This window comes from Pseudomonas tremae, from assembly GCF_001401155.1.
GTDB lineage: Bacteria > Pseudomonadota > Gammaproteobacteria > Pseudomonadales > Pseudomonadaceae > Aquipseudomonas > Aquipseudomonas tremae.
The window spans coordinates 1-12,140 of the sequence record NZ_LJRO01000113.1 but is presented as its reverse complement, the minus strand read 5'-3'; the positions used below and the strand labels follow the sequence as shown (position 1 = coordinate 12,140).

At 57.7% G+C, this 12,140-nt stretch carries 14 protein-coding genes; all 14 read right to left on the bottom strand.

Annotation, left to right across the window (positions count from 1 at the left end; genetic code table 11):
- Nucleotides 1-5 precede the first annotated feature (5 nt).
- The 14 genes from hisS to iscR all read right to left on the bottom strand — a co-directional run bounded on the left by hisS (nt 6) and on the right by iscR (nt 11,506).
- Nucleotides 6-1,295: a histidine--tRNA ligase gene (gene hisS, locus ALO43_RS08310; protein ID WP_054997366.1), complete on the bottom strand. Its 1,290-nt coding sequence runs from the start codon at nt 1,293-1,295 to the stop codon at nt 6-8.
- Nucleotides 1,296-1,317: 22 nt separating this feature from the next.
- A complete protein-coding gene (gene ispG, locus ALO43_RS08305) occupies nt 1,318-2,427 on the bottom strand; it encodes a flavodoxin-dependent (E)-4-hydroxy-3-methylbut-2-enyl-diphosphate synthase (RefSeq protein WP_005891630.1) in 1,110 nt (369 codons plus the stop codon).
- A gap of 3 nt (nt 2,428-2,430) precedes the next feature.
- A complete protein-coding gene (locus ALO43_RS08300) occupies nt 2,431-3,435 on the bottom strand; it encodes a RodZ domain-containing protein (RefSeq protein WP_005891629.1) in 1,005 nt (334 codons plus the stop codon).
- Nucleotides 3,435-4,193, bottom strand: a complete 759-nt coding sequence (pilW, locus tag ALO43_RS08295) for a type IV pilus biogenesis/stability protein PilW (RefSeq protein WP_005891628.1) — start codon at nt 4,191-4,193, stop codon at nt 3,435-3,437. Before pilW ends, ALO43_RS08300 begins: the two co-directional genes overlap by 1 nt.
- A gap of 26 nt (nt 4,194-4,219) precedes the next feature.
- Nucleotides 4,220-5,368 carry a dual-specificity RNA methyltransferase RlmN gene (gene rlmN / locus ALO43_RS08290; protein ID WP_054997365.1) on the bottom strand — a complete coding sequence of 383 codons (1,149 nt, stop codon included), beginning with the start codon at nt 5,366-5,368 and terminating at the stop codon, nt 4,220-4,222.
- A 32-nt stretch (nt 5,369-5,400) separates the two neighbouring features.
- Nucleotides 5,401-5,826, bottom strand: coding sequence for a nucleoside-diphosphate kinase (ndk, locus tag ALO43_RS08285; protein ID WP_002552482.1), 426 nt, complete (start codon nt 5,824-5,826; stop codon nt 5,401-5,403).
- 96 nt (nt 5,827-5,922) lie between these two features.
- Nucleotides 5,923-6,123 (bottom strand): Fe-S cluster assembly protein IscX, encoded by a 201-nt coding sequence (iscX, locus tag ALO43_RS08280; RefSeq protein WP_054997364.1) that lies wholly within the window; start codon nt 6,121-6,123, stop codon nt 5,923-5,925.
- Nucleotides 6,124-6,137: 14 nt separating this feature from the next.
- On the bottom strand, nt 6,138-6,479 hold the full coding sequence (gene fdx / locus ALO43_RS08275) for an ISC system 2Fe-2S type ferredoxin (RefSeq protein ID WP_005891625.1): 342 nt from the start codon (nt 6,477-6,479) through the stop codon (nt 6,138-6,140).
- Nucleotides 6,480-6,482: 3 nt separating this feature from the next.
- The gene (gene hscA, locus ALO43_RS08270; RefSeq protein WP_005891624.1) at nt 6,483-8,345 is read right to left on the bottom strand and encodes a Fe-S protein assembly chaperone HscA; all 1,863 of its coding nucleotides are present in this window, start codon (nt 8,343-8,345) and stop codon (nt 6,483-6,485) included.
- A 44-nt stretch (nt 8,346-8,389) separates the two neighbouring features.
- Complete coding sequence (hscB, locus tag ALO43_RS08265) at nt 8,390-8,911, bottom strand: co-chaperone HscB (RefSeq protein ID WP_005891623.1); 522 nt, start codon at nt 8,909-8,911, stop codon at nt 8,390-8,392.
- Nucleotides 8,912-8,921: 10 nt separating this feature from the next.
- A complete protein-coding gene (iscA, locus tag ALO43_RS08260; RefSeq protein WP_003314173.1) occupies nt 8,922-9,245 on the bottom strand; it encodes an iron-sulfur cluster assembly protein IscA in 324 nt (107 codons plus the stop codon).
- A 41-nt stretch (nt 9,246-9,286) separates the two neighbouring features.
- The gene (iscU, locus tag ALO43_RS08255) at nt 9,287-9,673 is read right to left on the bottom strand and encodes a Fe-S cluster assembly scaffold IscU (protein ID WP_002552476.1); all 387 of its coding nucleotides are present in this window, start codon (nt 9,671-9,673) and stop codon (nt 9,287-9,289) included.
- An 82-nt stretch (nt 9,674-9,755) separates the two neighbouring features.
- A complete protein-coding gene (locus tag ALO43_RS08250) occupies nt 9,756-10,970 on the bottom strand; it encodes an IscS subfamily cysteine desulfurase (protein WP_024690524.1) in 1,215 nt (404 codons plus the stop codon).
- A 44-nt stretch (nt 10,971-11,014) separates the two neighbouring features.
- A complete protein-coding gene (gene iscR / locus ALO43_RS08245; protein ID WP_005891617.1) occupies nt 11,015-11,506 on the bottom strand; it encodes a Fe-S cluster assembly transcriptional regulator IscR in 492 nt (163 codons plus the stop codon).
- Nucleotides 11,507-12,140 lie beyond the last annotated feature (634 nt).

Genomic DNA, 12,140 nt, shown 5'->3' with positions numbered 1-12,140 from the left:
CTGTTTCAACCCTGCACAACGCAGGCGGCCAGGTGCTCTGCAAGAGCGTCCCAGGCAATATTTTGTTGTTCGCCCTGACCACGCAGGGGTTTGACGCCAATGACCTTTGCTGCCAACTCTTCTTCGCCAAGGATCAGAGCGTACAGCGCCCCGCTCTTGTCAGCCTTCTTGAACTGGCTTTTGAAGCTGCCTGCACCGGCATTGACCTGCAGGCGCAGGGTCGGCAACCGGTCACGAACCTTTTCGGTAAGCGCCAGCGCAGCCAGCTCGGCTGCTTCGCCGAAGGCACACAGGTAGACATCCACCTGACGGGCAATTTCTTCCGGAACCTGCTCCAGGGTTTCGAGCAACAGCACCAGACGCTCGATGCCCATCGCGAACCCTACGCCAGCAGTCGGCTTGCCGCCCATTTGCTCGACCAGACCGTCGTAACGGCCGCCCGCACACACAGTCCCCTGAGCACCCAATTCATCGGTGACCCATTCGAAAACGGTTTTGCTGTAGTAATCCAGCCCGCGCACCAGCTTGGGGTTGATGACATAAGGAATACCAGCCGCATCCAGACGGGCCTTGAGGCCTTCGAAATGCACGCGGGACTCATCATCGAGATAATCCGCCAGTTTCGGCGCATCGACCAGCACAGCCTGGGTTTCAGGGTGCTTGGTGTCGAGCACGCGCAGCGGGTTTGTTTTCAGACGACGCTGGCTGTCTTCATCCAGTTGCTCAAGACGCGCCGAGAGAAACTCGACCAGCGCGTCGCGGTAACGTGCACGAGCTTCGCTGGTACCCAGGCTGTTCAGCTCGAGCTTGACCGCATTGCGAATACCGAGCATGCCCCAAAGGCGCCAGGTCATGACGATCAGCTCGGCGTCGATGTCCGGACCATCGAGGTTGAATACTTCTACACCGATCTGGTGAAACTGACGATAACGCCCCTTCTGAGGACGCTCGTGACGGAACATCGGGCCGATGTACCACAGTTTCTGAACCTGACCACCACCGGTAATACCGTGTTCCAGAACCGCTCGCACACAGGCAGCAGTGCCTTCCGGGCGCAGGGTCAGGGAATCGCCGTTGCGGTCAGCGAAGGTGTACATCTCTTTTTCGACGATATCGGTCACTTCGCCGATAGATCGCTTGAAGAGTTCGGTAAATTCGACGATGGGCATGCGAATCTGGCGATAACCGTAGTTATCCAGCAGACGCGAGACAGTGCCTTCGAAGTGACGCCACAGGGGCGTCTGCTCAGGCAGGATGTCGTTCATGCCACGAATGGCTTGTAGAGACTTACTCACAGAAAATCCTTAGCAATCCTGGTTAGCCACGCACGATGACCGAGGCGTCGGCTTCAGCCTTTTCGGCTGCTTTCTCGCGAATCAAGCGTTCAAGCTCATCCACGAGATTGTCGTTGGTGAGTTTCTGCGCGGGCTTGCCGTCGATGTAGATCAGATTCGGCGTGCCACCGGTGAGGCCAATATGCGCCTCCTTGGCTTCGCCAGGACCATTGACCACACAACCGATCACCGCCACATCGAGAGGCACCAGCAAATCTTCGAGTCGGCCTTCAAGCTCGTTCATGGTCTTGACCACATCGAAATTCTGACGCGAGCAGCTCGGGCAGGCGATGAAGTTGATCCCGCGGGAGCGAAGGCGCAACGATTTGAGAATGTCGTACCCGACTTTCACCTCTTCGACCGGATCAGCGGCCAGCGAGATGCGGATAGTATCGCCAATTCCCTCGGCGAGCAGCATACCCAGACCGACAGCCGATTTCACTGTGCCTGAACGCAAGCCGCCCGCCTCAGTGATGCCCAGGTGTAACGGCTGGACAATCTGCTTGGCCAGCAAACGGTAGGCAGCCACGGCCATGAACACGTCAGAGGCCTTTACGCTGACCTTGAAATCCTGGAAGTTCAGACGCTCTAGGTGTTCGACATGACGCAGCGCGGACTCTACCAGAGCCTCGGGCGTCGGCTCGCCGTATTTTTTCTGCAGGTCCTTTTCCAGCGATCCGGCGTTGACACCGATCCGGATGGGGATGCCGCGGTCGCGTGCGGCATCGACCACGGCACGCACGCGATCTTCACGACCGATGTTGCCCGGGTTGATACGCAGGCAGTCGACACCCAGCTCGGCAACGCGCAAGGCGATGCGGTGGTCAAAATGAATATCGGCGACCAGTGGCACCTTGACCAGCTGCTTGATACGACCGAAAGCCTCGGCAGCATCCATGTCAGGTACGGAAACCCGCACGATGTCGACACCGGCGGCTTCCAGTCGATTGATCTGGGCGACGGTGGCCGCCACATCATTGGTGTCACTGTTGGTCATGCTCTGTACGGCAATCGGCGCATCGCCGCCCACCGGTACAGAACCAACCCATATTTTTCGGGATTCGCGACGTTTGATCGGAGATTCGCCGTGCATGACTTATTGCCCTAGCTTCAGGCGAGCAGTTTCGCCGCTGGTGAAAGGTGCCACGTCTACCGGCTGACCGTTGTAGGTAACCTGCGCGCCGCGTGCATAGCCCAGACGAAGGGTCAACGGCGGCTTGCCGCTGACATCAAGATTTTCGCCCTTGCGCTTGAGACCGCTGACCAGCACCTTGCCGTTTCCGTCGGTGACCTGCGTCCAGCAGTCGGCGACGAACTGCACAGTGACCTGGCCGGCGCCCGCCATGACAGGGGCTGGCTGTTCAGCCGGCGTTGTCGGCATGGACGGCACATTAGGCGAAGCCACTGGCGCCTGCGCAGTCTGTGCAGGCGTCGGGGCAGCAGCCGGTGCCTGAGGCTGGGCAGCAGAGCGGCCGGTAGTATCTGTAGCAGGTGCGGCTGGCGCAGCGCTCGGCGACTCGCTGGCAGGCGCACCGGTGTTCAATGGCAGGGAAGTCTGTCCGGAAGCAGGTGCTTCGACAACTGGCGCTTCTTCAGGCTCGTCCAGCGGATGGATCTGCGTGGTGCCGTCGGCGCTTTCGACTTCGACGTGTTCCATGTTAAGTCCGGACTGATCCCTGCCGCGCAGGGTCGCCTGGTCCTGCCACCAGAAAAAACCGCCACCGACCAGAATCACCAGCAGCAACAGGCTGACGATACGCAGAATATTGTGTGACAGCCTCACCGGCTCCTCGATGCGGCCCAGCGCGTGAACTGCACTGCCCTTGCCATCGGTACCGGTAAACTGGTCGAACTGATCAACCAGTGCTGCCTGATCAAGGCCAAGCAGCTTCGCATAGGCACGTACATACCCCCGGGCAAACGTGTGCCCAGGCAGTTTCTCAAAATTGCCGTTCTCCAGATTGCTCAGGGAGGTCACGGTGAGGTTCAGCCTCAAAGCCACATCGGGCAGCGACCAGCTCCTGCTCTCGCGTGCCTGGCGCAGTGTTTCTCCAGGGTTCACGCGATTGGTTGCTACAACTTCGGGATGCGCCGCTTTCATCATTGCTCCGACAGGTATTGCTGATATTCCGGCGTACCGGGATAGAGTCTTTTCAATTGCAGGCCGAAACTGGCCGCCTTGTTACGGTCATCGTAGATCTTTGCCAAGCGTATGCCGAGCAATAGACTACGTGCATTTTGCTCGCTGAGCTGGCTAAAACGGTCGTAATAATCACGTGCGGGCACAAATTGCCGGTCTTCATAAGACAACTGTGCCATCTCCAGCAAGGAGCGCGGCAGTTGACGGTCCAGGCGCAAGGCCTTGGTGAACTGCTCTCGGGCCTGCTCGCGATTGCCCAGCGCCAGCGAGGTCATACCCAGGCTTTCAAAGACCCGAGAGCGCTCAGGATACAGGTTGTCGGCGGCAGCCTGCTCAAAACGCTCGTAGGCTTCCTTGTAACGCTTTTGCTCGTAGAGAAAACTGCCGTAATTATTGACGACGCGTGTGTCGTTATTGCTGGAGGCGAGCGCCTTGCGGAAATATTGCTCGGCGAGCTCGGGCTCCATTTCGGTCTGGAACACCAACGCCAGCGCCGCATTGGCCTGGGGGTCGGAACTGTCGAGCTCGAGTGCTTTTTTAAGCGGCACCTTGGCGCGCTCGGTCTGACCTTGTTGAAAATAGCCCAATCCGAGCTGCACGTAAGCCTGACGGGCCTCTTCGCGCCCCTGTTTCGTGCTCAGCGGGTTGACGTTGCCGGTGGACACACAGGCCGTCAGCAGCATGACAACACACAGTAGAAAGGAGGCACGCACAGACATCAAGTCTTTCCCGGTCAGGTTCGCAGTCAGGTTCGGGTTGTCGCACCGGAAGCCGTTTCGGCATCGGCACTCAACTCGCGCACAGCGATGTAGCGTTCACTACGACGCGTGCGGTCCATGACCTGACCGACCAGTTGGCCGCATGCAGCATCAATGTCTTCGCCACGCGTGGTACGCACAGTGACGTTATAACCGGCCTGATGCAACAGGTCCTGAAAACGACGGATTGCGTTATTGCTGGGACGCTCGTAACCAGAGTGCGGAAACGGGTTGAACGGGATCAGATTAATCTTGCAAGGTGTGTCCTTGAGCAACTCGATCATCTCGACGGCGTGCTCGACCTTGTCGTTGATGTCCTTGAGCATTGTGTACTCGATGGTCAGCACGCGCTTCTCGCCCAGACTGGACATATAGCGACGGCAAGACTCGAGAAGCATCTGCAGCGGGTACTTCTTGTTGATCGGTACCAACTGGTTGCGCAGCGCATCGTTAGGCGCATGCAGCGACAAGGCCAGCGAGACATCGATATGCTTGGAAAGCTCATCGATCATCGGCACCACACCGGACGTGGACAACGTCACCCGGCGTTTGGAAATGCCATACCCCAAGTCATCCATCATCAGATGCATGGCGGCGATGACATTGTCGAAGTTCAGCAGCGGCTCACCCATGCCCATCATCACCACGTTGGTGATGGCACGGTCGACGGTCGCCGGGACGCTGCCAAAGGATTTGCTGGCAATCCACACCTGACCGATGACTTCGGCGGCGGTGAGGTTGCTGTTGAAGCCTTGCTTGCCCGTGGAGCAGAAGCTGCAATCCAAGGCACAGCCCGCCTGGGACGAAACACACAAGGTGCCACGCTTGCCCTGCGGAATATAGACGGTCTCGACGCAGCTGCCGGACTCTACGCGCACCACCCACTTGCGGGTGCCGTCGCTGGAGATATCCTCGCTGACCACTTCAGGACCGCGAACTTCAGCGCAGGCCTTGAGCTTTTCGCGCAGGGCCTTGCTGACGTTCGTCATCGCGTCGAAATCATCGACGCCGAAGTGGTGAATCCACTTCATGACCTGACCGGCACGGAAGCGCTTCTCCCCGATAGAGTCGAAGAATTTCTCCATTTCCTGTTGAGTCAGACCCAGCAGGTTGGTTTTACCAGTCGATGCAATCATGAATTCACCCTTCACTCGTCAGTCAGAATGACTTAGCGAGCGGTTACTTCGGTAGCTGCGAAGAAGTACGAGATTTCGCGAGCGGCGGCTGCTTCGGAATCGGAACCGTGAACAGCGTTGGCGTCGATGGAGTCAGCGAAGTCGGCGCGGATAGTGCCGGCAGCAGCTTCTTTAGGGTTGGTAGCGCCCATCAGCTCACGGTTCAGAGCGATAGCGTTTTCGCCTTCCAGAACCTGGACCACAACCGGACCGGAGATCATGAAAGCAACCAGGTCACCGAAGAAACCACGAGCGCTGTGCTCAGCGTAGAAACCTTCAGCTTCGGCCTTGGACAGTTGCTTCAGCTTGGAAGCGACAACGCGCAGACCGGCTTTTTCGAAACGAGTGGTGATCTCGCCGATTACGTTCTTTGCAACGGCGTCAGGCTTGATGATGGAGAAAGTACGTTGAACAGCCATGGTGAAACTCCAGAAACAGTGATTTAAGCGAAAAATTAAACCCGCGAATTATACGCGGGTTCTGGTGTATTGCCTAACGGCGTACGTTACCGAACGTTAATCCAGCTCTTCGATCCATAGTGTCTGGATCGCTTCAAGAACCTTTTCCCCGCTACGGGCCGGTTCGTCATCAAATTCAGGCAAGGCCATGACCAGATCACGCAGCCTGGGGAAACTCACAGTGAGCGGGTTTACTTCCGGATGGCTTTCAGCCAGCTGGATAGCAATTTCCTGTACATCAACCCATTTGAGACTCATGAGCGTTCCTTGAATCAGTGCGGCGCTTCGGCAGCGTGATTGAGCGAGTACTTGGGTATCTCGACGGTGAGGTCTTCAGTACCGACAATGGCCTGACAGGATAGACGCGATTGCGCTTCAAGTCCCCAGGCCTTGTCGAGCATGTCTTCTTCCAGCTCGTCGGCTTCATTAAGCGAGCCAAAGCCTTCACGAATCACGCAGTGACAAGTGGTGCACGCACACACGCCGCCACAGGCGCTTTCGATCTCGATGTGATGCTCGTGGGCGAGCTCCAGAATAGACGTGCCGGTCGGCGCCTCTACAACCAGCCCGTCCGGGCAATGCTCGGCGTGGGGCAGAAAAATCACCTGCGGCATCAGTTATTCCTCAATCTCATTCAAGTTGCGCCCGGCCAGTGCGGCTTTTACCGTCGAATCGAGGCGTCGGGCTGCAAATGCGTCGGTCACTTGCGACAGACGCTTGGTCTGCTGCTCGATGGCATAGCCATCGGTGCCTTGCATCAGTTCACGTAATTCTTCCATCTGCAGATTGATGACCAGGCGCTCCTCTTCATCGAGAAGACGTTCGCCATCGGCATCCAGCGCACCTTGAACCGCCTCAAGCAGACGCTCTGCATCGACCTGGTGTTCACGCAGTACACGAGCAACCTTGTCGTCGCCGGCATACTCAAAGGAATCCTTGAGCATGCGAGTGACCTCGTCATCGGTCAGTCCGTAGGACGGCTTGACCTGAATGCTCGACTCGATGCCAGAACCCATTTCACGTGCAGAGACGCTGAGCAGGCCGTCTGCATCGACCTGAAACGTAACGCGTATCTTCGCGGCGCCCGCCACCATAGGCGGTATGCCGCGCAACTCGAAACGTGCCAGGGAGCGACAGTCGCTGACCAGCTCGCGCTCGCCCTGCAGAACATGAATCTTCATGGCCGTCTGGCCATCTTTGTACGTGGTGAACTCCTGACCGCGCGCGACAGGGATCGTGGTGTTGCGCGGAATGACCTTTTCCATCAGCCCGCCCATGGTTTCCAGCCCCAGCGAGAGCGGAATCACATCGAGCAACAGAAGTTCGCCACCATCACGCTTGTTGCCTGCCAGGGTATCAGCCTGGATCGCAGCCCCGATGGCCACCACTTGATCCGGGTCGATATCAGTCAGCGGCTGACGACCGAATAGCTCGGCAACCGCCTCGCGCACACGCGGAACACGGGTAGAACCGCCAACCATCACCACTGCTTCGACTTCTTCAAGCTCGATGCCGGTATCACGCACCGCACGACGACAAGCCTTGAGGCTGCGCTGCACCATGGGCTCGATCAGTGTGTTGAGCGCGTCGCGGGTCAGCGTGCCGCGCCATTCCCCGTAAGCCACCTCGACTGCGTCAGCGTCGGTCAACGCTTCCTTGGCAGAACAGGCTGCCTGCAGGAGATTGCGCTGCGCGGATGGGGCCAGATCGGAAGACAAACCGGCATCGGCGACGATCCAGCTGGCAATCGCGTGATCGAAGTCATCGCCACCCAGAGCGGTATCGCCGCCCGTGGCCAGCACTTCGAATACACCGCCTGTCAGGCGCAAGATGGAAATATCGAAAGTCCCGCCACCCAGGTCATAGATAGCGACCACACCCTCGGCCTTCTGATCCAGGCCATAGGCAACGGCAGCAGCGGTCGGCTCGTTGAGCAGGCGCAGCACGTTGAGACCTGCCAGCCTGGCAGCGTCCTTGGTGGCCTGTCGCTGAGAGTCGTCGAAATAGGCCGGCACGGTAATCACCGCCCCGACCAGCTCGCCACCCAGCGCCTCTTCGGCACGCTGACGCAGAACCTTTAGAATGTCGGAAGACACCTCGACCGGGCTTTTCGGCCCTTGCACAGTGTCAATGAACGGCATGTGCGACTCACCGCCAACGAAGCGATAGGGCAATTGCTCGCCCAATTGCTTGACGTCAGTCAGGCCGCGCCCCATAAGCCGCTTGACCGACAGCACGGTATTGAACGGGTCCAGCGAGGCTGCGGTTTTCGCCGCCTGCCCCACCTCGACATGGTCAGCGTGGTAGCGCACAGCAGAGGGCAGAATGACCTGCCCTTGTGCATCGGCCAACGGTTCGGACAGGCCGCTGCGCACTGCAGCAACCAGAGAATTGGTAGTACCCAAATCAATACCCACAGCCAGACGACGCTGGTGCGGTTGAGGACTCAGGCCGGGTTCGGCGATTTGCAGTAAGGCCATGCTGTTCAGAATAATCACTGGCGCGCAGCCGAGGCTGCGCGGGGTTAATCGTCGAGGCGCTCTTCTAGCTGGCGCACTTCGTGAGAAAGCTTGTCGAGAAACTGCATACGCCGCATCAGCTTTTCAGCGTGCTCACGTTGTGCAGGGTCATTCCAACAGGCAGCGAAGCTCTGGTTCAGTTCGTCCTGAGCCACCTTGAGCTGACGCTTGAAGGTCGCGACGCCATCGAGATCAGCCTCATCCTGCAGCTCCTCGAGGTCTTCACGTAGCTGCATCTGCTGTAGAAGAAACTCGGGATCATGCACGGTGACTTCAAGCGGCACTTCGTTGCCATTCATCGCCAGCAGGTAGCGCGCCCTTTTCGGAGGGCTCTTCAGGGTCTGATAGGCCTCATTGAGACTGGCGGAGCGCTCCAGTGCCAGCCGCTGCTCACCCTCTGGGGCATCAGCAAAGCGGTCCGGGTGAACGCTGCGCGCCAGTTCACGATAACGCGTCGCCAACTGCTCGAGGTCCAGCTGGAACTCGGGCTTGAGCTCGAACAGGGCGAAATGACAGGGAGTACCCACAATAGAAGCCTCAGACGTTGAAGCTTTCGCCACAGCCGCACTCGCCGCGCGAGTTCGGATTATTGAACTTGAAGCCTTCGTTCAAGCCTTCGCGCACGAAGTCGAGCTCGGTGCCGTCCAGATAGACCAGGCTTTTCGGGTCAATGATCACCTTGACACCGTGCAATTCAAACACAGTGTCTTCGCTGGCGGCCTCATCGACGAACTCAAGCACATAGGCAAGACCTGAACAGCCTGTGGTGCGAACACCCAGACGAACGCCGTCACCCTTGCCGCGCCCCTCGAGGGAACGTCGTACGTGGTTAGCGGCAGCTTCTGTCATGCTGATAGCCATCGGAGCTCCTTACTTGTTTCTGACTTCTTTTTGAAGGCTGCTTACAGCAGGCCTTTCTTCTGCTTGTAATCGCGTACAGCCGCCTTGATGGCGTCTTCGGCGAGTACCGAGCAGTGAATCTTTACCGGCGGCAGTGCCAGCTCTTCAGCCAGCTGAGTGTTCTTGATGGTCTCTGCTTCATCCAGAGTCTTACCCTTCATCCACTCGGTCGCCAGGGAGCTGGAAGCAATCGCCGAACCGCAGCCATAGGTCTTGAACTTGGCGTCTTCGATGACGCCCTGCTCGTTGACCTTGATCTGCAGGCGCATCACGTCGCCGCATGCAGGAGCGCCGACCATGCCGGTGCCAACATCAGGATCTTCCGCGTTCATCTTGCCGACGTTACGTGGATTCTCGTAGTGGTCGATGACCTTTTCGCTGTAAGCCATGATTCTGTTCCTCTCACATCAGGGAGCCGCTCTGCAGGTCATGTCCGGTTTGCACATAACCTGTCTTGAAGGCGACTTTAAATTAGTGTGCCGCCCACTCGATCTTGGAGATATCGATGCCGTCTTTGAACATGTCCCACAGCGGCGAAAGAGCGCGCAGCTTGGTGACTGCCTCGCAGACCTTCTGCGCGGCGTAATCGATTTCTTCTACGGTGCTGAAACGACCGAAGGTGAAGCGAATCGAGCTGTGCGCCAGTTCGTCGTTGCGACCCAGAGCGCGCAGTACGTACGAGGGCTCCAGCGAAGCCGAGGTACAGGCCGAACCGGACGATACCGCCAGATCCTTGAGTGCCATGATCAGCGACTCGCCTTCCACATAGTTGAAGCTCAGGTTCAGGTTGTGCGGCACACGGGCAGTCAGACTACCGTTGACGTAAAGCTCTTCCAGGTTTTCGACCTGCTTGAAGAAACGATCGCTCAGCGCCTTGATGCGCAAATTTTCAGCGGCCATTTCTTCCTTGGCGATACGGAAAGCCTCACCCATGCCAACGATTTGGTGAGTGGCCAGAGTACCGGAACGCATACCGCGCTCATGGCCACCGCCGTGCATGGCCGCTTCAATACGAACACGTGGCTTGCGGCTGACATACAGCGCGCCGATCCCTTTGGGACCGTAAGTCTTGTGTGCCGAGAACGACATCAGGTCAACCTTGAGGCTGGCCAGATCGATTTCAACCTTGCCTGTCGATTGCGCGCCATCAACGTGGAATAGCACGCCACGCGAGCGGGTCAGCTCACCGATAGCTGCAATGTCGTTGATGGTGCCGATTTCGTTGTTCACGTGCATGATCGAAACCAGAATGGTGTCGTCGCGCAGTGCGGCTTCGATCATCGATGGCGTGATCAGACCGTCTTCACCTGGCTCGATGTAAGTCACTTCGAAACCCTCGCGCTCAAGCTGGCGAGTGGTGTCGAGAACAGCCTTGTGTTCGACCTTGGAGGTGATCAGGTGCTTGCCTTTGCTGGCATAGAAATGCGCAACACCCTTGATCGCCAGGTTGTTGGATTCAGTGGCACCGGAGGTCCAGACGATTTCACGCGGGTCGGCGCTGACCAGATCAGCAACCTGACGGCGAGCGTTCTCGACCGCCTCTTCAGCTTTCCAGCCAAAGACGTGGGAGCGCGAGGCCGGGTTGCCGAAGTTTCCTTCGACGGTCAGGCATTCGATCATTTTCTGCGCGACGCGCGGATCGACCGGAGTCGTCGCGGAGTAGTCGAGGTAAATTGGCAATTTCATTGAAGCTCTCCTATCAGGCAGGCGCACCGCTCATTCATCTGCGTTCATTCGACGGCGGACGTTTCGATCTTACCCAGTTGCGACACGTGATTATGGCCACGGCGCATATCCTGGCGCTGAGCGACTTCTTGTACCTCACGGCGAGTAACAAGATCCGCCAAGCTGATACCGCTTAGAAATTCGTGAATCTGCTGGCTCAGGTCACACCACAAGTGGTGGGTCAGGCAGGTATCACCTGCGTGGCAATCGCCTAGCCCCTGACAACGCGTGGCATCGACTGATTCGTTGACCGCGTCGACAACCTGCGCAACCTGAATGACCTTCATGTCACGGGACAGCTGATAACCACCACCCGGACCACGAACACTGGAAACCAGATTGCCGCGACGCAGCTTGGCAAACAGCTGCTCGAGGTAGGACAGGGAAATACCCTGCCGCTCGGAGATATCAGCCAGAGACACTGGCCCGTTCTGCGCGTGCAACGCCAGATCAAGCATGGCGGTCACAGCGTATCGGCCTTTAGTAGTCAGTCGCATGGCATATACCGCAGAGGTTCGGAATGAGAGCGAGTATGCTATTCCCGAGTAAATGAGTCAAGTATTAGACCAAGCAAAACAGTCGGGATTAGCGAAAAGCGCGGGCTGCATCATAGCAAAGGTAAGGCCTAATGGCACGCGCCATGCCTACGCGAGCTTCAATGGTGCGGGCCACGCAAGCTTAAATCTCGCGTACGACTTAACCCGGCAAATCGTTGTATCCGCTTTTCACGCTTGGGATCCGAGCGGACGAAACATACTTCCTCGAACGGCCATTATTTTAATTATTAAGGCTTTTTTACAATCCAACCCGGTAAGGACGATGCGCCACACAACGCTGAGAAGCCTTGACCTTTTTGAGGAGTTACCAAATGGGAAATGTATGCGTCAGCGGCTCTCGAATGTCGCAACATGTGTATTCGCCTGAACGCGCAGACGCGCCACCCCGTAGCACGCGCAATACTGCGGAGCGCAGCCAGAGGACGGCGGGCGACGCAGACCGAAATCACAGCATGCGACTGCAGCAGAAAATAAAGGATTTAAAACCTTAAGTGCGCCATGCACGAGGCCCAATAAAAGCTTATGGCCAAGCTGCCATCGACCGAGTATCAGGCAAGAAGACAAGTGTGAGTTT